This is a genomic window from Pelotomaculum sp. PtaB.Bin117, assembly GCF_002067195.1.
Classification (GTDB): domain Bacteria; phylum Bacillota; class Desulfotomaculia; order Desulfotomaculales; family Pelotomaculaceae; genus Pelotomaculum_D; species Pelotomaculum_D terephthalicicum.
Genome location: NZ_MVQM01000125.1, coordinates 14,076 through 33,287, shown reverse-complemented (window position 1 = coordinate 33,287; position 19,212 = coordinate 14,076). Strand labels below are relative to the sequence as shown.

19 protein-coding genes are annotated in these 19,212 nt (G+C 44.5%); 10 read left to right on the top strand and 9 right to left on the bottom strand.

Translation table 11 applies throughout. The annotated features are described in order from the left end of the window. Positions 1 to 484: 484 nt before the first annotated feature. From A4E54_RS08865 to A4E54_RS08830, 8 genes are all read right to left on the bottom strand, one after another. Positions 485 to 646 carry a hypothetical protein gene (locus A4E54_RS08865; RefSeq protein ID WP_240083797.1) on the bottom strand — a complete coding sequence of 54 codons (162 nt, stop codon included), beginning with the start codon at positions 644 to 646 and terminating at the stop codon, positions 485 to 487. A 137-nt stretch (positions 647 to 783) separates the two neighbouring features. Next, positions 784 to 1,500 carry a LytR/AlgR family response regulator transcription factor gene (locus A4E54_RS08860; protein ID WP_240083796.1) on the bottom strand — a complete coding sequence of 239 codons (717 nt, stop codon included), beginning with the start codon at positions 1,498 to 1,500 and terminating at the stop codon, positions 784 to 786. Beyond that, the gene (locus A4E54_RS08855; protein ID WP_240083795.1) at positions 1,493 to 2,128 is read right to left on the bottom strand and encodes a sensor histidine kinase; all 636 of its coding nucleotides are present in this window, start codon (positions 2,126 to 2,128) and stop codon (positions 1,493 to 1,495) included. Before A4E54_RS08855 ends, A4E54_RS08860 begins: the two co-directional genes overlap by 8 nt. Positions 2,129 to 2,427: 299 nt before the next feature. Further along, complete coding sequence (locus A4E54_RS08850) at positions 2,428 to 2,547, bottom strand: cyclic lactone autoinducer peptide (RefSeq protein ID WP_240083794.1); 120 nt, start codon at positions 2,545 to 2,547, stop codon at positions 2,428 to 2,430. 1 nt (position 2,548) lies between these two features. Continuing rightward, on the bottom strand, positions 2,549 to 3,163 hold the full coding sequence (locus tag A4E54_RS08845) for an accessory gene regulator ArgB-like protein (RefSeq protein WP_286725672.1): 615 nt from the start codon (positions 3,161 to 3,163) through the stop codon (positions 2,549 to 2,551). 2 nt (positions 3,164 to 3,165) lie between these two features. Next, complete coding sequence (locus A4E54_RS08840; protein ID WP_240083792.1) at positions 3,166 to 3,870, bottom strand: hypothetical protein; 705 nt, start codon at positions 3,868 to 3,870, stop codon at positions 3,166 to 3,168. Positions 3,871 to 3,921: 51 nt separating this feature from the next. Next, positions 3,922 to 4,590 carry a hypothetical protein gene (locus tag A4E54_RS08835; protein ID WP_240083791.1) on the bottom strand — a complete coding sequence of 223 codons (669 nt, stop codon included), beginning with the start codon at positions 4,588 to 4,590 and terminating at the stop codon, positions 3,922 to 3,924. 117 nt (positions 4,591 to 4,707) lie between these two features. Further along, on the bottom strand, positions 4,708 to 7,494 hold the full coding sequence (locus A4E54_RS08830) for an MEDS domain-containing protein (RefSeq protein ID WP_286725669.1): 2,787 nt from the start codon (positions 7,492 to 7,494) through the stop codon (positions 4,708 to 4,710). Between the two features lie 285 nt (positions 7,495 to 7,779). On the opposite strand from A4E54_RS08830, the gene A4E54_RS08825 reads away from it, so the two are divergent. The 7 genes from A4E54_RS08825 to A4E54_RS08795 all read left to right on the top strand — a co-directional run bounded on the left by A4E54_RS08825 (position 7,780) and on the right by A4E54_RS08795 (position 15,705). Beyond that, the gene (locus A4E54_RS08825) at positions 7,780 to 10,683 is read left to right on the top strand and encodes a CHASE4 domain-containing protein (protein ID WP_240083789.1); all 2,904 of its coding nucleotides are present in this window, start codon (positions 7,780 to 7,782) and stop codon (positions 10,681 to 10,683) included. Positions 10,684 to 10,800: 117 nt separating this feature from the next. Then, positions 10,801 to 11,511 (top strand): ferredoxin-like domain-containing protein, encoded by a 711-nt coding sequence (locus A4E54_RS08820; protein ID WP_240083788.1) that lies wholly within the window; start codon positions 10,801 to 10,803, stop codon positions 11,509 to 11,511. 12 nt (positions 11,512 to 11,523) lie between these two features. Further along, the gene (locus tag A4E54_RS08815) at positions 11,524 to 11,970 is read left to right on the top strand and encodes a hypothetical protein (RefSeq protein WP_240083787.1); all 447 of its coding nucleotides are present in this window, start codon (positions 11,524 to 11,526) and stop codon (positions 11,968 to 11,970) included. A 145-nt stretch (positions 11,971 to 12,115) separates the two neighbouring features. Next, a complete protein-coding gene (locus tag A4E54_RS08810; RefSeq protein WP_240083786.1) occupies positions 12,116 to 13,357 on the top strand; it encodes an HD domain-containing phosphohydrolase in 1,242 nt (413 codons plus the stop codon). Positions 13,358 to 13,471: 114 nt separating this feature from the next. Beyond that, a complete protein-coding gene (locus A4E54_RS08805) occupies positions 13,472 to 13,744 on the top strand; it encodes a transcriptional regulator (protein WP_240083785.1) in 273 nt (90 codons plus the stop codon). A 73-nt stretch (positions 13,745 to 13,817) separates the two neighbouring features. After that, a complete protein-coding gene (locus A4E54_RS08800) occupies positions 13,818 to 15,347 on the top strand; it encodes a spore germination protein (RefSeq protein WP_240083836.1) in 1,530 nt (509 codons plus the stop codon). A gap of 109 nt (positions 15,348 to 15,456) precedes the next feature. After that, positions 15,457 to 15,705, top strand: coding sequence for a DUF896 domain-containing protein (locus tag A4E54_RS08795; RefSeq protein WP_240083784.1), 249 nt, complete (start codon positions 15,457 to 15,459; stop codon positions 15,703 to 15,705). Between the two features lie 374 nt (positions 15,706 to 16,079). On the opposite strand, the gene A4E54_RS08790 is transcribed toward A4E54_RS08795, so the two are convergent. Next, on the bottom strand, positions 16,080 to 16,538 hold the full coding sequence (locus A4E54_RS08790) for a hypothetical protein (RefSeq protein ID WP_286725682.1): 459 nt from the start codon (positions 16,536 to 16,538) through the stop codon (positions 16,080 to 16,082). Between the two features lie 65 nt (positions 16,539 to 16,603). On the opposite strand from A4E54_RS08790, the gene mnmA reads away from it, so the two are divergent. The 3 genes from mnmA (at position 16,604) to A4E54_RS08775 (ending at position 19,153) form a co-directional block, all read left to right on the top strand. Then, positions 16,604 to 17,692: a tRNA 2-thiouridine(34) synthase MnmA gene (gene mnmA / locus A4E54_RS08785; RefSeq protein WP_286725678.1), complete on the top strand. Its 1,089-nt coding sequence runs from the start codon at positions 16,604 to 16,606 to the stop codon at positions 17,690 to 17,692. 141 nt (positions 17,693 to 17,833) lie between these two features. Further along, positions 17,834 to 18,007, top strand: coding sequence for a YrzR-like zinc ribbon domain (locus tag A4E54_RS08780; RefSeq protein WP_286725662.1), 174 nt, complete (start codon positions 17,834 to 17,836; stop codon positions 18,005 to 18,007). Positions 18,008 to 18,061: 54 nt separating this feature from the next. Then, on the top strand, positions 18,062 to 19,153 hold the full coding sequence (locus A4E54_RS08775; protein ID WP_240084301.1) for an AI-2E family transporter: 1,092 nt from the start codon (positions 18,062 to 18,064) through the stop codon (positions 19,151 to 19,153). The last annotated feature ends 59 nt before the right edge of the window (positions 19,154 to 19,212 follow it).

Below are 19,212 nucleotides of genomic sequence, written 5' to 3'. Positions count from 1 at the left end.
TCTTTGCCATGCCCATTTTTAGGAATGTCGTGAAAAGGACAGTCTTTTTAGCCTGGCATGCCAGAATTTCCAGTTACTTTATTCCAGATTTAATGATTCCTCCCATCTAATGCCGAGAGCCTATCTTATGCAAAATAAAAAACTCCCGTAGGAGTTTTGTTCAAAGAAAAGCAGACTATCCTTTATTCCAAGATGGAATACCCATAACCAGGCAACCTCATCTACTTACCTGCCGTCCTACTGTTCTACTTAATTAAATTTTGATAAATAATAGCTTCGACATGCTGAGCATTTTTCCTGCCCGGCGGGAAACTTTTATCAATAATTTTGCTTAGACTGCAAAAACCTCCACTTCAATAAGTGGGGGTTACCAACTAAGACTGCGGTAGGGGTATAATCCCCCGCCGCAGTCCCGAAATTTAGCGGAAGCTAAACGAGTCACCAGGATTATAACAAGCTTTACCGGCGATTATTACCGCAGTGGTCAATCTAAGCTTGTTTGATCTTTTAAAGCCATACTGCCGACCGCTTTCGCGATCTCAAGCAAGTGCTTTATAAGAACGTCTTTCACCTTGGGATCTTCTTCTTTCTCATAAAGCTGACTGAATACATCAAACTCATTGGTTAATTCATCAATATTACTCATTTTTAACACCGTTTTCCTATAGTATTCAAAGCTACCGCCATTAAGGTTAGCACCAAAATGTCATTCCTGCAATAGCTTTGCCGTGAAAACCGTGTTTGGGGGATCGACGCCCATTTTGTCGAATTTTGAAAAGCAATTTATTTTGAGATTAAGTTCAATTCATGGGCCGTTTCTTTGCCAATGTAGGCTTCGCATGTGGAATTCTTGAACTGGACGACATAAGAGCTCTTGCTGAATATGGACACCTGATCTATTTTAGTAATGTTGATAATATATGACCTGCTGATTCTCAACAGTTTTTTAGAGCCTGTAAGCATTTTTTCTATTGCAGTCAACGATATGGAGGTGTTAATTTCCTTGTTGTCGCAATGCACTATGGTATTCTTTGCGTTTTTTTCCCGTTCGCACATCACAATTTCGCCCGGGCTGAGATAATGCAATATGTTGTTTTTGTCTTTAATTTCAATACGGTCATAAGATATATAATTGGCAATTTTTAACAATACCCGCTCGACTTTCATCTTGCTAAAGGGCTTGTCAATATAACCCAGGATTACCGCTTTTCTTTCCCATGCGTCCGACTTGAATTCATGGTGCGCGGAGATATAAATGATCATGGCGGCCGGGAAATGCTCATAAATTTTATCTGCGAGTATTAAACCGTCTATGTCCTCCCTGTTAAAGTCAATATCAAGGAATATTATGTCAGGGTGTTTTTCCGCGACCATGGGAAAGACTTGTTCAGGGGCGGCAACTTCGCCGATGATTTCGATATTGGAGCGCAGTTGGATAAGTATCTTTTTTAAATGCCGTATCGCTACAGGTTCATCGTCCGCAATAATAGCCCTAATCATTTTCCTTCACCCCGCCAACTATTTTTAATTTTAACATAAAAGTTGGCTTTTCCCTACCCAGGAGGAATAAATTGCAATCATCGTATTGCGCTAATATTTCCTTGATAATTAATAGTCCCAGCCCCCGGTCTTCCCCTTTGCTGCTTTTTCCCAGAAACAACTCTTTTTGCCAGTCGGCAGGATTGTCTCCGTGGATAATCTCAATTGGCTTGCCGTCGTTGATCACTTTCAGGTAAAAGTAATTTTGGACAATTTCGGTTTCAACATAGACGCAGCCGTTCTTTTCGCAATTTTCCAGTGAGTTGCTTAACAGATTTGACAGGACTGTCACCGCGTGTGTTGAGGATAGAGGAAATTTCGAAAAGTCGTCAAGTCCGTATAGCTCGAAACGGATTCCTTTCGCCTCAGCCTTCATGGCAAAAGCGCTTAAGACGATACCTATTTGGGTGTTGTTGCACTTATATACCAGGGATTTGTTTTTCACCGAGGCTTCTATTGAACTTAGATAATTAAGAGCTTCATCTATTTCGTCGCAATCGATTAAACCGGATATTACCTGTAAATGTATATAAAAGTCATGCCGTTGTTTTCGCAGGCTTATATTGAATTCCTCTATTTTTTTGATCATTTCTTTTTGACTATCATATTTTAAGTATAAATAAATTATTATAAAAGTGATTAATGGATATAACAAACTTAAAGCGATTATCAAAATTAATAAAAAATTTTCTGCAAAATTTTTATAGGATAGAATGATTGTAATAAAAAAGGTAGCTTGAATTAGAATAAAAAATAACGCGTAGATATATTTCTTGTTTATAGTATCTTGTGACTTCATAATCTATAATCCTCTAAAACATATAAACAAAAGATCACTCCCCATAAAGAGGAGTGCGAAAATACAATAATTAAATTAATATATATATATTATTTAAGTTCTTCTGGCAATTCCGGCTGGTAAAAAGACGATAAACAAGTTGGGTGAATGCCTATGGAAAACACAAACAATGAAAGAGTGGCAATGAAACCCCAAATATGCTTTTTCATTCTAATTCACCTCCTTTGCATTTAGTTTTAACTGAGTAATATATTTATAAATAGTTTTTTCCCAGCCAGTTAAGGTCAGTACCTGGATATAAATAGCCAAAATAATTGAATTTTTAATATCATTTTCAATAGTGTTGCTGGAAATATATATTAATAATAACAGTACAATTACAGATATTATTTTCCTCACATATCTTTGTTGTTTTGTTTTTATTGGTTTTTCGGGTGGATCAACCGGCGCCCTTAATACAACAATTAAAAATGAAGCAACATTTAAAATATAATATAAGTAATCACTAATTACTAAAACTTTTGCCAACATGCCGATGGATACAAATACAGCAGTTGAAACAATTAAACATTTATTAAATGTTTTTAAGTGGATGCCGCCGGAAGCATATCTCATGAATGCAATGGTAAGCATGGCAATTAATGATTGCTTCAACACACCAAACCAAAAGGGTATAGTGGTAAAAACAATTAACTTTATTATTGCTCCTATTACTACTTCTAGGCCATAACTTATTTTGGCTTTCTTAAAGTTATCATACTTCAACTCACGTGCAATGACATTACTTAAATCTATCGCTATTGAATGTATTGAAATTAAATTCATTATTAATACATCTCCGTATTGCGAGTTAATTCATCTACCTCATCTTTTAACGACCAAAAATATTTCAAAAATATAATTGACAGGGAGAAATATATAAGACTTAACAATTTTGTAATTAATGAATATTTATTTATGTAACCAAAATACATATTAAGAATTACTAAAATAATTCCCTGAGAAAGAACAATTGTTGTTAGGATTAAAGGTTCTTTCATTTTCTCTTTTGTATATTCAATGTTGCTTACTCTACTCCCCTTAATTAAAAACCATTTTTTATAATATATAATCCATGTAATTAGGCCAAATACGACTAAGTGAGGATATGTATATGTGATTCGAATAAAATTATTTTGAAATCCTTCTGTTAAAGTGATATGTTTCAGGTTTAATATTGCTTGCAAAATAAAATCGTCTAACAATATTAAAGCTGTTAAACTTAGTAGTGAAGAAATTATCGCTTTCCAGGCTTCCAATCCCAAGTATCTCCAGAAGAGTATAAATAAGATTAGCATGCCAACTATGCTATGAAGACCAAAATAGGGAATGAACCATCTTACAAACATCATTGCAAATGCGGTTATCAAAGCAGCAATAGTAATTTTTTTAATATTGATATATTCTCCAACAACGGCCATGCCAAAGGAGTATACTATTATTTCCTCTGGTACTGATTGAAATAACACTGCAATTAAAGGCATTTTATCCATATCCCGGTTCTCCTTTTATTTAGTTAACATAATTTATGTCTTGTCCCGGTTTTAGGCCTTCTTTTGATCATCACCACCATATAACTTTTTAAGAAAAAAAATAGAAGAAATGAGAAAAATAATATAGAGTGATTTAATAAATAATGAATAATTTCCTTGGAAAAATAGATGTTCATTAATGGCTGCTAAAAATATGCCTTGAAGTAAAATCGTTAATGTTACTAGGTAGCGTGCATTACTATATTTAGTATCGCTGCTGACTCTAACTCCCTTTATTAAATATATTTTCTTGCTATATAGGAACCAAGTTGTCAAGCCGTATATGGTTAAGCTTGGATAAAAATAAATGATTCTTTTTAGATTATCTTTCCATAGTTCTCCAATAGTAAGATTTTGTTCTGTTAAGATAATTGGCATAATAATAGTATCCAGCAGTATAAATGCATTTACACTAATCAGAGAAGATATTAACGCTTTCCATGGATTTATTTTTAATAGCTTCCAAGATAATATAAAAATTATAAAAACACCGATTATGCTATGGATGCCGAAAGGAACATTAGCCCTGATAAACATTGATGAAAAAGCCGATATTACTGCGGCGACAAGGACTCTTTTGAAGTTAATGTATTCCCCCACTATTGTCAGTCCGAAAGAAAACAACAGCACGCTCTCGGGTATGGAATAAAAAATGACGGCTAAAAGAGGCATCTGGTCCATAAACAAATTCTCCTCTTTTAGTGATTATATAGCAATATTTACCTCTTGACAATACTTTTATGAATATTCTAAAATATTGCTTTTAAATAAATATACAGAAAAAAACAGTACATACAGTTATCTGCATTTATGCAGTCGAACAAATTTCTCCACCAGGTAAGGATCAAATTGTATGTCGGCGCACTTTGCAAGTTCAGCCAAGGCTGCCTCGTGGGACATGGCCTTCCGGTAAGGGCGGTTGCTGGTCATGGCGTCATAAGCGTCGGCTATGGCGAGGATGCGGCATTCCAGGGGTATTTCTTCTTTTTTTAGCCCAAGCGGGTAGCCTTGACCGTTCCACCATTCGTGGTGTTTCAGAATCCAGCCGGCTATGGGAACGAGGTCGGGCGACAACATGGCTATGCGGTGGCCGATTTCACAGTGCTGCCGCATCTCGACGACTTCATCAATGGTTAAGAAACCGGGCTTCATGAGAATACTGTCCGGAATGCCGATCTTGCCGATATCATGAAATTGTGCCAAAAGACGCAGGTCGTTGATACTGCGTTCGGAAAGATCGATAGCCGCGGCGAGGTTTGATACCAGGCTTTGGATGCGTTCCGCATGCTCCTCGGTGATAAAATCCCTGGCTTCCAGGGCCTTCATGAGGGTCTGCACTATGGCGCTGCGCGCGCTTTGGTGCCGGTGCAGTTTTTCCCGGTACATTTTGTTGTCCGCTTCTTTAAAAAGGTCGCTCATTTTTACCGACTCGTCGCTTCTCACGGCAAAACCGGCGGATATGCTTAACGGCAGTTCCAGATTGGCCGCGTTGTGCCTGGCAACGCCTTCTTGGATTCTATCGCAGGCGCTTTCAATTATTTTAATTTCACTATTCGGCAACAACACTGCGAATTCATCGCCCCCAATGCGGGCTATCATATCGTTCTCGCGGAAAGAATCCTTAATGACGCTGGCTGCCGCTATGAGCAGCAAGTCTCCGGTATCGTGTCCCAAAGTGTCGTTGACAAGCTTAAGGCCGTCCACGTCACATACGATAATACCGGCTGAAATGTCGCGCCTTTCCTCCAACCGGCGCATCTTTTCTTCAAAATATGCGCGGTTGTGCAGGCCGGTAAGGGAATCATGCATGCTCAGATACTTGAGCTGGTTTTCCATTAATCTTTGTTCGGTTATGTCCCGGATGGATTCAATTGCACCGGCCAGATTTCCATCCCGGTCAAACAGGGGGGAGGCGATTCCCCAGAGGTAAGCCCCCTTCCCCCCGTACATTCTTGGCACAAAAGCTGAACCGTGCACGGAATGGCCGTCTTTTTTATAAGAGTAATACTGTGGTTTCGCATTTTCATTCATTTCAAAAGCAACGTCAATTAAAATATGACGGGTTTCTCCGTAAAAGGGTATTGCGTAAGCGTTACTCTTACCCAGCATTTTTTCTTTCGGTACCCCGGTCATCTCTTCGATGGCCCGGTTCCAGGCGATTACTCTTTTATCATTGTCAACAACAAATATGGCGTCCGGGAGAAATTCGATGATGTCCTGCAGCCGCCGGTTGGCTGACGCCAGGGCTCCCTCGCTTGCCTGCAGCTTTTCGAACTGCAGCTTGAGCTCTTCCTCGGTTGACAGCAACTCCTCGTTAATGGCTATCAGCTCTTCGTTGGCCATTGCCAGCGCTTCATTGGTTTTTTTTAGTTCCACCTCGGCCTGCTTGCGCTCGGAAATTTCCCGTCGCAGCTGCTCGTTGGCCACCGTCAGTTCATTGGTTCGTTCATTAATTGATTTCTCCAGGTGAGCACGGTGATCTCTTAACTCAAATTCGATTTGCTTGTACTTGGTTATATCGCGAAAGGACTCAACAGCGCCAATCAGGTCGCCGTTACTGTCAAAAAGCGGTGACGCTATTCCCCATAAGTACGCTCCCTTTTCTTTGAAGGGAAACGGTACATATGTTTCGGAGTATATCGTGCTCCCTTTTTTTTCAAAGTAATCGTACTGGTGTTCAATTTCCGGAAAATCGCCCAGGATCATGTCAATTAGAAACGGCCTTTTTTCTCCGTACAGGGGTATGGCGTAAGCAAAATCACCTTTGCCAATGATGTCTTCCTTACGCATTCCGGTCATCTCTTCGATTGCCTGATTCCAGGCAACTACTTTCTTATCCCGGTTAACGGCAAAGGTAGCGTCCGGAAAGAGCTTTATCATGTCCTGAAGCTGCTGGTTTAATGTGGTAAAATAATTGCTGTCGCGCTCGCGCTCCAGAACATCAAGCAAATAATCTATTTCATTGTCGCTGCGTTTAGGATCAAAGTATTCTCCCGGAGGAATGTAATAAAAGTTTTTGTGAAAGCGTCTGTCTTTCACCAGAAGGGGGTGGGTCTTGAGCGCCTCTTTAATGAGCGCGGGCGGAATTTTGTTCCGGTTGAACTGGCAGAGGGCGGCGCAGGGGTAACCGGGAAAGAATTCCCGGTTAAGTCGGGCTTCATATGCCAAAGGCTTATCTGAGTCCGGGTGACACTCCGGCATAATCATTTCTCCGGTTACGCGCAAGAGCGGATACCCCCCGGCGACAGCTTTGTTAGTTTCATCGATTAGTAAATCAATAATCCCGGCGTGAACAATAGGGTTTAATTTCGTAAAAATGTCCGCTTTTTGCAGTATTATGAGTTGCCCGGAGGTTTCGGCGGCGGCAACGTCAATCTCTGCCTCGCGTAAATATTGGCGAATTTGGCCGGCGGTGTGCGTGTCGTCCGCAAGATAAAGGCACTTGTCTCCTTTGATCAGCCCGGCGATCAGAAAAGAAACAACGGCGGCGCGCCATTCTTCCGGTGTTCTATAGATCAGGCAAAAATGATCGTGGGGATTGATATTATAAAATGCTTCTTCTATGTCGGCGGGGTTGAAAGACAAGTAGTCACCTCCTGGCGCTTATTCGCATTTTTGTTATTTTAACAATATCTACATTTTTCAGCAAGCATTTCACCTGACAATTCATAAAGCAAAGTTTTTCGCGGTTGATTTTTAAAACATCACGTTATTATGCGCGTTTCTGCTATTATTTAATAGAGGAAAAAACAGGTTTAATGTCGAAAACTCGCGTTAAAATGCCTTAAATGTATTTATTTTGAGTCATTCCTCGCCTTTGGCGAAATATTTGATTAGCAGAATAACTGGTTTCCCGGGGAGGGCAAATTATTGTCTCTGCGTAAGAAAGCTTTGATAATTATCAGTATTACAGTCACTATTTTGGTCATTCTGTTGTACGCTGTGACAAAAAGCATCCTGCTTGGGAGTTTTAACGACCTTGAACAGCGGAGCGGCCGGAGAGACGTGCAGCGAATCTTGAACGCGCTGTCCGATAATGTTATTACATTAAACAGAAAAGCGGGCGACTGGGCAACTTGGGATGATACTTACCGCTTCGTTGAGGACGTTAACGAAAACTATATAAAGGTCAATCTGCCGGATGCAACTTTCGTTGAACTCAATATCAATTTTATTTCGTTTATCAACTCTCAAGGCCGGATTGTTTTCAGTAAAGCTTTTGATTTGGAAAACAGAAAAGAAATTCCTGTTCCAAATGGTCTGTCTCAATACCTTACTATTGATAATCCCCTTTTATCCCACCACGATAAAGACAGCAAGGTACATGGAGTTATTATTTTGCCCGAAGGTCCCATGCTCGTCGCGTCCCGTCCGGTCCTGACCAGTGATAGGCAAGGTCCGGTCAACGGCTCGTTGATCATGGGAATTTATTTAAATGGCACGGTAATAAGAAGACTGGCGGACATAACGGGTTTAACTCTTGATGTAAGCGAGTTTGGTAATATGAACGCGCCGCCTGATTTTCAAACGGCGAGTTCCTTTTTGTCTGAAGACGCGCCGGTTTATATCCAGCCGCTGGATGCGGAAACAATAGTGGGTTATGCCCTTGTACAGGATATATACGAAGAGCCGGGTTTGATTTTAAAAGTGTCCATTCCCAGAGAAATCTATAAGCAGGGCCAGACCAGCGTCCGCTACTTTATTTTGTCAATGCTGGCAGTCTGCCTGGTGCTCACGCTGATGTCCTTGCTGCTGTTAGAGAAAACGATATTGTCAAGGTTGGCCGGACTTAGTAGCAGCGTGGTAAACATCGGCGCCAGCAGCAATCCCGCCGGACGCGTATCGGCAAGTGGCAGCGACGAATTGTCCGTGCTTGCGAGTGAAATCAACAAGATGCTGGAATCGCTGGAATCTTCCAGACGAAGGCTGAGCGAAAGTGAGGACTTGTACCGGACAGTTTTCGAAAACACAAAGAACGCGACAATAATTGTTGAGGAAGATATGACGATATCGTTGGCCAATACGGAATTTGAGAGGATCTCCGGCTACAGTAAAGAGGAAATTGAAGGAAGGAAAAAATGGACGGAATTCGTTGCCGGAGAATACCTGGAGCGGATGGAAGAGAATCACCTGAAGCGCAGAACCGAACCGGATTTTGCCACCAGAAATTATGAGTTTCATCTCATTAATCGCCTGAGTGAAGTTAAAGACATTATTGTGACAGTATCCATTATCCCGGGGACCAGAAAAAGCTTGGCTTCTTTATTAGACATTACCGAGCGCAAACGGGCCGAGGAGGCGCTGCGCATTGCGCACCAGGCTCTCATAGAAAGCGAAGAAAAGTACCGCACCATGGTCGATGACGTCCTGGACAGCTCAGGGGTAGGCATTCTCATTCTTGATAGAGATTTTAAGATCGTTTGGCTGAACCGGGCTTTAAAAAGCTTCATGGGACTTTGCCAAGATGAAGTTGCCGGTAAAGACATACGGATTCTGATTGATCAAAAGATAAAGCATATTTTTGAGGATAAGGAAAGTTTTGCTCAAAGGCTGCTGTCTTTATACGCCGTCAATAAATATGTCGAAAATCTCGAATGTCATGTTCTGCCCGCAGGTGAGCGCCGGGAACGCTGGCTGGAGCATTGGAGCCATCCGGTCAAGTTAGGCCTTTACGCCGGCGGGCGGATCGAGCATTACTATGACATCACCGAACGCAAGCGAATGGAGGAACAGCTCAAATACTTGAGCCTATACGATCCGCTTACCGGCCTGCACAACCGCGCTTACTTTAATGAAGAAATGCGGCGTTTGGAAGGAGAGCGGTATTTGCCTCTTGGGGTTATTGTCTGTGACCTGGACGGACTCAAGCTTGTCAACGATACCATGGGGCACGACGCCGGCAACGACATGCTTGTTTCTGCGGCGGAGATTTTAAAAAATTGCTTCCGCAAAGGTGACATGGTTGCCCGTATCGGCGGTGATGAATATGTGGTTTTGCTCCCCCGTATAGACTTGCGTTCTTTGGAGAAAGCCTGCCAGCGTATACGGGAATCCATTGAAAAATATAATTTGGCCAATCCAGAAATCCCTTTAAGCATGTCCATAGGGTTTGCCATTGGTGAAAAAAGTACGCGAAAACCCGCCGAACTTTTTAAAGAAGCGGACATTAATATGTACCGGGAAAAACTTAGCCACACCCAAAGCACCCGCAGCATCATTGTGCAGGCTCTGAAGAAGATACTCGAAACAAGAGATTTCGCAACAGAGGGACACTCGGAGCGCATGCAGGACTTGGTGGTGCAATTGGCCCTGGCTTGCGGCTTGCCCGAATATAAATTAAATGACCTGCGCCTCTTCGTCCTCTTTCACGATTTGGGCAAAGTCGGCATCCCCGACCGGATCCTTTTCAAACCATGCTCCTTGAATAACGAGGAACTGAATGAAATTAAAAAGCACTGTGAAATTGGCTTCCAAATCGCCAATTCAGTGCCGGATCTGGTCCCTATTGCCGATTGGATCCTGAAGCATCATGAGTCGTTCGACGGAAAAGGTTACCCCTCGGGGCTGAGTGGTGAAAATATTCCGCAAGAGTGTCGTATTTTGGCCATTGTAGACGCATACGACGCGATGACAAGCGACCGTCCTTACCGGAAAGCGATGACGCACGAGGAAGCTGTCGCTGAATTAAAAAGGTGTTCCGGCACACAGTTTGATTCGTGTTTGGTGCAAAAGTTTGTGCAGGTGTTGGATGAAAGGCTTGGAGTAAGCTGTTAAGACGGTAAAATTCCTGAGGATACTATGGATAACAGTAATAATTACGTGTTAAAGGAAATAATCCGTTCATGTTGAATATTAGTGGAATATTAGATAAAAATGGATGGGGTGATAATTATGGGAGAGGCAATATTCAGGCAGAAAAATAAGCAAATCGCTGTCAATGTCATAGCAGCCTGCGGGGTAATGACTCCACGGCAGTTTGCCGGCCTTGGTAAGATAGCCGAAGATCTGGAATCAAGCGGCTTAAAGTTAACTTCCCGGCAAACAGTGATAGTGTTGCTGGAAGAAGATAAACTGCCGGCTTTTAAAGAAGAATTGCAAATTCTTGGCTTAAATATTTCTCCGTTTGGGAATTCCATCAGAGCAGTTAAGGCTTGCTCCGGTAATGCAGAACTTTGCCGTCGGGCAATAACCGACGCGCTCAATATCGGCATTGAAATTCAATCAAAATACCTCGGACAACCTGTCCCGGATGACTTCAAAATAGCGGTGGCCGGATGTCCCCGGGGCTGTACCGACCCTTACTGCGCGGACTTCGGAATAATTGGCTGCAGCAGAAACCTGTATAATATCGCCATAGGCGGCCGGGGCAGCAGCGGGAACCCTTTGCATGGGCGGACAATAGCGAAAAAATGCGATCAGCGTACTGTCTTCCAGGTGTTGGATTTTGTGCTGGATAAATATCGTAAATTTGCGGAACCAGAGGAAAGGCTTTGTAAAACTATCTCGAGGTTGGGTATTGAGGCTTTTACTCCAAATTTTCAGCTTCCGGAAAAAAATGATGTTGACGAGGAATTTGTTGCATTCCTTACTTCAGGTGAATAGGAGGATGTCCTGGTGATTATAAGAAGTTTGAATGAAATAGACCTGCAGAGTATATATAAACATTTGGAAAAGTTATGCGCTAACTGTGACAAGATAAAAAGTCCCGCATGCAAAGAATCCGCTTGTTTGATTGGTTTCAGCAAACGGGCCTTGCGTTTTTCCATGGAGAATGGTGTGCTGGATATTCCCGGCGCCAATAAGCTTATCCCCACCCGGGATTTAAAGACCTATTATCCGGAAACAGTAGCCCCCGGTCTGGCCGAAACTTGCCGCCAATGCCGGCAGTGCCAGGATAACCACTCTCCTAACTGTGTGATTGCTCTTACCCGGACTTGCCTGGAATATACCACCCTGTCCCAGGAGATTGACTACCCCGGCAGCGTTTTTCAATACCTCATCAAAGTCAAGGAACAAAATAAAACACTTTCAGAACTGATTGCCGCAGCGATAAAAACTTGATCGGTAAAATATAATGCGTATTATTAAAAGCTATCCGCTGTTGGCGGATAGCTTTTAATTGGAGCAGCTTTATTGCTTGCGGGTTGTTTAAAAATACCGGACGTGCACAGGATGGATTAATTATTTATCTTGACTGGAGGTTTATATGAAGATATTAATGGATCCGCACCGTCTTCTGTCATCCCTTTCTCTTTGCCTGGACTTTACCAAGGAGGGAATCGCCAGGCACCATCTGCAGGTAGCTTATATCGGGACAGCCCTGGCTGAAGAAATAGGCCTGACGGAGGATGAAAGAGAGATGATCCTTTTAGCTTCGCTTATCCATGATGCCGGTGTCAGTACCTGGGGAGAGAAGGTAAAACTGGCTGAATTTGAAATTTTCGAACCGTGGGAACATTGCAGTAATGGCTATGAAATAATTAGCAAGGTTGACTTTCTAAAACCTGTCGCGGAGATTATCCGGCACCATCACGACCGCTTTGGCGGCGGGAACAGATCGGGGTTCGCCGGAAAAAGGATTCCCCTGGCGGCAAGAATTATCCACCTGGCCGACCGGATTGATGTCTTAATGTCAAAGGAAGAACATGTATTAATAAAGAGGGATGATATTATCCGCGCTATTGAAAGTAAGACCGGTCAGGTTTTCGACCCGGAGCTGGTAGTTACTTTTAGAAGCTTGGCCCGGCGGGAAAGCTTTTGGCTCGACCTAGTTTCACCTTTCGCGCTGAGCAAACAGATTTACCCCGTGCAGAATCAGTTAAAGAGAGTTGGTTTAAACGATTTAAAACAAATTGCTGAAATGTTTGCTGTCATTATTGATAATAAGAGTCCTTTTACGTACCTGCATTCGAAGGGTGTCGCCAATGTCGCCGTACGACTGGCTGAAGCCATGAATTTCGGGAGAGAAGATCTGATAATGATGGAAATTGCCGGGTTTTTGCACGATCTGGGCAAGCTCTCAATACCGGATGAGATACTGGAAAAGCCGGGTTCTCTCAGTGCGGAGGAATTTGCTTTAATTAAACAACACACTTACTACACTTTTCATATCCTAAGAGAAGCAGGCATTCCTTCTACTATTGCTGAGTGGGCCGCGTACCACCACGAAAAACCGAATGGCGGCGGCTATCCCTTTGGCCTGGAAGCCCCGCAACTATCACTTGGCGCTAGAATTATGGCTGTTGCGGATGTGTTTACCGCCCTTCGCGAGGACAGGCCCTACCGCCCTGGCCTGGGTAAAAAAAGTATTGAAGAAATTATGGGTAAAATGGTGTTGAGTAATGCCCTGGACGGGGAAATAGTTGGTAAACTTTTTGATATTTATGATTATCTTCCGGCCGGTTCGCGCCACTCTCTTTTGTACCCGCAGTGGAGAGCTTCTTCGTAACCTGACATCCAGGCTGGCAGTGTTGTCGCCTCTGATTTATCTAATAATTAGGCAGGTTTACTTAACTGATTAATGGCCATAATAAGGTTAAATCATATTTAAAAGGAGCGGCGAATGATGACTACAACACTGGTTGAGTACTTCGGCGGCGTGCAGAACCGTCTCCCGGAAGAAGCGGTAAGAGTGATCAAAACCCTTGAAGAAGAAGGTTCCATGAACAAAGAAGAGCTTTCTCTGACCGCTAAGGTCAAAAGGGCCGTGCTGGACCATATTGTCATGCAGCTTTATGCTCTTGGCCTGGTGGATGTGGCGACTGAAGGCAAAAGCAAAATGTGCAGTCTAACCAAACTTGGACAAGATTTTCTAAATCTGAAGGATGCTGTTTAACAGCCGGCACAGGTATTGTTCTTCAGCATATTAAGTGTGATAGGAGTTGGTTTGGGTGCGCCGGAGCGCGGAGATGAAAAAGGAACAAGAAAAAACAAGGATCAGCAAGGACTTGAAAAAAAATATCAGGCTTTTGGACGCTGAAATAGGGATTGAAAAAAGCTTTGACGTTCTCACCAGGGAACTGGTCATCGGCGGCAAAAATGTCACCTTGCTTTTTGTGGACGGTTTAACTAACGACCAAATTGTGACAATTGTTCTGCAGAACTTGACCCAACTCAGTCATGAGGATATGCGCCCGGAAGGAATAAGAGAGCTGTTCCGGAGCCATCTTGGCTATACTGAAGTGGAAGAAGTACAGTATCTTGAGGATGTTGTCGATAAAGTGCTGGCGGGTCCCCTCGCTATATTGGCGGAGGGCTCGGATAAAGCCTTGATTATGGATGCCAGGATTTACCCCATCCGCAGTCCCGAAGAGCCGGATCTGGAGCGAGTGGTGCGGGGTTCCAGGGACGGCTTTGTTGAAACCCTGGTTTTTAACACCGCCTTAATCCGCAGGCGGATCAGGGACCCCAAGCTGCGTATGGAATACGTCCAGGTGGGGACCCGGTCGAAATCCGACATAATTATTTGCTATATTGAAGATATAGCCAACCCCGATCTGGTGGAAAGCATAAAGGATAAGATAGAATACATCAAGATTGACGGTATCCCGATGGGTGAAAAATCGGTGGAGGAGTTGATTACTCCAGGTTCTTACTGGAACCCTTTCCCCAAGGTGCGTTATACCGAGAGGCCGGACGTGGCCGCCATGCACCTGCTGGAAGGGCACGTGCTGGTGCTGGTGGACACTTCGCCCAGTGTAATTATCGCCCCAGCCACATATTTTCACCACCTGCAGCATGCCGAGGAATACCGCCAGAATCCCACCGTGGGGGCTTACCTGCGCTGGGTGCGGTTCATTGGTGTCGCGGCCTCAATTTTTTTACTGCCGCTATGGTTCCTATTCGCCAACAATCCGGAATTGCTGCCGCCACAGCTGGCTTTTATCGGTGTTAGCCAGCCCGGCGAGGTGGCGCTAATATGGCAGTTTATCCTGGCGGAGATTGCCATAGACATGATCAGGCTGGCCACCATTCATACACCGGCAGCCCTGGCGACGTCAACAGGCATTATCGCGGCGCTGTTAGTCGGGGAGCTGGCCACCAGAGTAGGGCTGTTTTCCCAGGAGGTGGTTTTGTATGTAGCCGTGGTGGCAATCGGCACTTTTCTCACTCCCAGCATTGAAATGGCCAACGCCAACCGGCTGGTGCGGCTGGGATTGATCATCATGACCGCGCTGTTCCGGGTGCCGGGTTTTGTGGTTGGCGTTATTGCCACTTTTGTGGCCCTAGCGCTGAATAAATCCTTCGGGGTGCCTTACCTATGGCCGCTGGTGCCTTTTAACGCAAAGGCCTTAGGCGGGGTCCTGGTGCGGACGCCGGTTTCAATGCGCAACACCAGGCCGAGTGTTTTGCGGCCAATCGACCGTGACCGTCAGGTTGTCTCTGCTCCGGCCCGCAAGCCTTTTAACCGGAGTGAAAGCGAAAAAAAGGAAAGTTGAAATAAAAACCCTTTTATAGGGGCTTTTAGTACGGCGGGCCTATTTCATCGGGTTCTGAAACAAGGGGATTGCGGGTGGTGTATGGTATAATAATGATGAGGTGATTTGATTGATAACCAAAGAATTAATAGATAGAATCAATTTTCTGGCCCGCAAACAGCGTAACGGAGGACTTTCGCCGCAGGAAAAAGAGGAACAAAAAGAACTCCGTGAGATGTACCTGGAAAACATACGCCGGCAGGTGGTTGACGCTCTGGAATCGGCAGGACGTAAGCCTAATGGTGATAAACATGACGTGGCTTGCGGTTGTGAAGCTTGTTTGGGACAGGGAGAGCCTGGACAAGGCAAACTGCATTAAACAACGTGAATACAATACAATATAGAAGTAATTAACAATTAATAATCGATATTTGGGATTAAGTACCTTGTATTAAAACCGCTGCCGGAGACAAAATATAAATAAGGGTTTGTAATGGACGAGCCCAGGCTGTTACAGGGTCAAAAGGCTTTGTAACAGCCGGCCGAAGGTTGATGCCGGGTCTAAAAGGTTCGGTATCAGCCGGAGGGCAGACTGGTAAGTGTTCCGGCAGGCTTTATAACAGTCGAAAACGATTGCTATGAGGTCGTAAGGGATATTTACCGGTCGAGCTAAGATTATCATGGGTGCCGGATACATTTAACTATATTTGTTGATGTGAGGTTTGCAGCAGTCGAAAGATTGCTGCAGGCTTCCTAGGTATTCATGATAGTCGAGCAAAGGTCATTATAGGTTCCGTAATGGTTCTCGGCAGTCGAAAGATTGTTCTGGGCTATGCAGGGATTTATAATGGCTGTAGCGTAGTTCATTACGGGCTCTTTGTAAAAGTAAGAAACCTTTCTCTTAGATGAGGAAGGTTTCTTACTTTTATCGAAGGAGTCAGGGGAAGCAAAGGGATGTTCCGCCTGTTCGTCAGGTTCCCACGGTACCTTCGCATGTGCTGCTGGCCATGGGCGTACCGCCCTGGAAACCGCTCGCGGATCGCTCCGGCTTACTCTTGAAAGAGGGATGTGGAATATTTCCTTGATATTTTGCCGCCTATAATTGATCGCTTGACAGCAGCGCCATTTTCTAATAATTAAGGTGAACATGGTGTTAAGTCTTACTGGAATAGTGTTAATGTTGACAATAATTATTTGCCATGCTAAGATCATCCCATGAAATCCTACTGATTAACTCTGTTTTAGAGTTAATTAAAAATAATTGTCAAAGGTGCGCTATTGTGGCTAAAGAAAAGGTTGTCGTAGCTATGAGCGGCGGTGTTGACAGTTCTGTCACCGCCGCCCTCCTGTTGCAGCAGGGTTATGATGTAATCGGTGTCACCATGCAAATTTGGGATTCCGCCCAAACTGAAGTGGGAGGGGAATATACCGGGTGCTGTTCATTGGCGGCTGTTGAAGACGCGAGACGGGTAGCCGGTAAATTAGGTATTCCTTATTATGTAATGAATTTCCGCGATATCTTCGAGGAAAAGGTGATCGACTACTTTACTTCCGAATACTTGCGCGGGCGCACGCCCAACCCTTGTATTGCCTGCAACCGGTACATTAAATTTGAAGCTTTGCTGGGCAAGGCGCTGGGGCTGGGGGCTGAATATATTGCCACCGGCCATTACGCGCGTCTGGGCTTCAGCGAGAAATACGGACGTTATACGGTGCGCCGTTCAGCCGACCGGAGGAAAGACCAGACATACGTATTGTACGGTTTCACCCAGCACCAGATTGCCCATACCCTGATGCCCCTGGGGGACTACACCAAGGAGCAGGTAAGAAAAATGGCCGCCGGTTTTGGCCTGCCAGTCGCGGAAAAGGCTGAAAGCCAGGAAATCTGTTTTGTCCTTGACGACAACTACCGTGGTTTTTTACAGGAAAAAAAGTTTGACATCAAGCCTGGCCCGTTCCTGAACCTGAAAGGCGACATCATCGGAGAGCATCGGGGCATTCCTTTTTATACTGTCGGTCAACGCCGCGGGCTGGGCCTGGCAACGGGGGAACGTCTTTATGTGGTAAAAATAGACACTAATAGCAACGCTATCACCTTAGGGCCTGAAGAGGCCATTATGGGCACATGTTTAACAGCGGAGGATGTGAATCTGATTCTCTATGAGGATCTGGCCGGTTCCATGGAAATTGAGGCGCAAGTGCGCTATAACGGCAGGCCGGCTCCGGCCACTATGGCTCCCTTGCCCGGCGGCGGTGTAAAAGTGTGCTTCCACTCACCGCAGCGCGCCATTACTCCCGGACAGGCAGTCGCTTTTTACCACGGGGATTGCCTGGTGGGCGGGGCCACCATAGATATTGCGAAATAAAAACCGCCTTTGGATTATGCTTATATGCTATCAAATGCGAAGTGGGTATACAGAAGTATTGTCATGTGCATTTTTTATCAGGCGGGTGGACATAATAGCAATTAAAAGTTTGGATTTAATCGCTGAATGGGGGCGAAACTCTTGACTTGCCCGGTCTGCGGTGGCAAAGCCATTGGGAAAGTTGGTATTGACCAGTTTTATTGCTGGGATTGTTGTGTGGAATACCGGATTAATAAAGAAGGCGTTCAGATTTACGAGTTGGCTGAAGACGGCAGTCTGGTCGCTTTTGACCCGCAAAATGAATTTCTGCTTTAGGGAGCGGGACGCGGTGACATGTACTCCTGAATATAATTTAACAGCAAGGCTTTTTTGAGTTTTAAGTGGGGGGAGATTCTCCCCACTTATGTTTTGGTGGTGGAAAAGTTGTCCTGGTGGAATGAAAATAATGCAAAGAAACTGCTTTTCTTAAGCGGTGCGGTTTTTTTTGTCATATATTTTTTTTATCTAATCAAGGGATTAATCTTTTCCCTGGGATTGGCTGTCTTGCTGACGTACCTTTTAGACCCTTTAGTCAGTATCCTGGAAAAAAGGGGTACATCAAGAACGGGGGCGATTCTGCTGGTATATCTGGCGCTGTTCTTTTTCGGCGCGGGTATTTTTTTGTACGGTTTGCCCCGCACTATCGAGCAGCTCAATACCCTGGCTGAGACAATCCCGCAGTATACCGAACAGGTCCAGGACATTGTCCGGTCCGTGCAGTCCCGCTATGTCAGTCTGAGTATTCCGGAAGGCATGAGGCAGGTTATTGACGAACGTTTTCGCTGGCTGGAAAATATAATTCTGCAGCAGGTCAGGCTGACCGTGGCGTCCTTAATCGGCGCGGCGGGATATGTATTTAAAATAATCCTGGCGCCGGTGCTCGCTTTTTATTTTTTAAAAGACCTGGAATTAATAAAAAGAAAAACTATTAAAATATTGCCTGAAGAGTGGCGGAATGATGTTGCCGGGATCTTGCGCGAGATCGATCGGGTTTTGGGTAGTTATGTCAGGGGCTATTTTTCCGTGGCGGCCATTGTCGGCGGGCTGACAGCGGCTAGTATGGCCTTTCTGGGCATGGAGTTTGCCATGATGCTGGGTCTTATTGCCGGAATAACTGAGTTAATCCCTTATTTCGGGCCGGTGATCGGCGCGGTGCCGGCAGTCTGCCTGGCGATCTTGCATTCCAAGTGGCTGGCCGTGAAAGTTGCGCTGGCGTTTTTAATTATCCACCAGTTGGAAGGAAATATTATCTCCCCCAAGATCTTGGGTGACAAGGTGGGTTTGCACCCGCTCGTGGTGATCTTCAGCCTTTTCGCCGGAGGTGAACTCTACGGTTTGACGGGAATGCTGCTTGCCGTTCCCGTGGCGGCTGTCTTAAGAGTGATCCTCAGTTTCATTTACGGCAAAGTGTTCGTCTGCTAATCCCTCCAAAATGCCTCTCTCCTTGACACCCGGCAATTTCATTCTGTATAATCTGTATA